We start from the raw sequence: 1,112 nt of genomic DNA on the forward strand, positions 1-1,112 counted from the left end.
TCTATAATAGGTGACGCTATTGCGAGCATTTCAGCAAGTATTAGCGGTTTGCGTGCTATGTTATAAAAAAAGGAGAAAATACCAATGGGAAAAATAGGTATAGATAAGGGGAAATTTACCGGAGCAGTCACAAATGCAGAGAGCGCAATTAATCGGATAGAGAAAGTTCCCTCACCGAACATTACCAAGAATAATCTATCTCGGTTGACGGGTTTTCAAAATTTAGTAGAGAAAGCCGGAACAACTTTAGAAGCATTTAAAGGAGTATCTTCTGCTGACACAGGCAAAATGAAAGCCGTCGCGGACAAAATTGTCGATGAAGATACCAAAATGGCGAATGTAATCCAACAAAACACAGTGAGGTTCAAATAATATGGTCGAATATAACAAACGAGAACTTTTAGAAGTTGTTTTACAAAATGACAAAACATTAGATTTAGAGATTACTGACGAACTATTACAAATGGGTAACTTGCTGGGAAATCAGCCTTCCCTTTTTCGTGAGGTTTACAAGGCGTTTCGAAATCAAGAAGATGTCTTTGAAAACAAACCAAAAATCGGTGCGAAATTCTCAGTGACGTTTGATTATCCGAATGAGACAATTCGTTTTGAACGATTAGAAACGCAATTAGACATTCCATTTTCTCAATTTTTACGTTTGATGGGTTTGATTGATGCGTGTTATAGCGAAATTTTGCCGCTAGGTACCGTTGTGGAATTGGACGTAGACATGATGCCAGAAGTAATTCAAAATATGTTCAAGAATAGTGAACTCGGGGAACTCGTGGTTTTAACAGGGCGCAAGGTACCGTTAAGAGAGGGATTTAACGATTATGTGGTAGATTATCTTGGTTACTTGTGGCCGTTTGGTGAAATGAGCAACACACCAGCAATTTATGTGTCCAATATGATGATTAAGCGAGTTGTTTCACCTGGGATGACGAATGAATGGGAAGAACAATTTGCTTTTACTTTCTTGCGAAGTATGCAAGTAGCAAATGGCAAGTTATCCAGTGCCTTTTTACCACTAGATAAAGCACTTGCTTTCTATGAAGCTGTTCATACTTCATCAGAAAGAGAGGCGGATTAAATGGGCTTTCAAGTAGATTTAA

Annotated in this window: 2 protein-coding genes; both read left to right on the plus strand. The window is 38.2% G+C overall.

The features are described from left to right. Window positions 1-84 precede the first annotated feature (84 nt). Window positions 85-372: a hypothetical protein gene (locus U860_RS0130895; protein ID WP_025151485.1), complete on the plus strand. Its 288-nt coding sequence runs from the start codon at window positions 85-87 to the stop codon at window positions 370-372. Window position 373: 1 nt separating this feature from the next. Further along, entirely contained in the window at window positions 374-1,090 is a 717-nt protein-coding gene (locus U860_RS0130900; protein WP_025151486.1) for a DUF4176 domain-containing protein, read from the plus strand. Window positions 1,091-1,112 lie beyond the last annotated feature (22 nt).

It is taken from the genome of Bacillus sp. H1a, from assembly GCF_000633475.1.
Taxonomy (GTDB): Bacteria; Bacillota; Bacilli; order Bacillales; family Bacillaceae_G; genus Bacillus_A; species Bacillus_A paramycoides.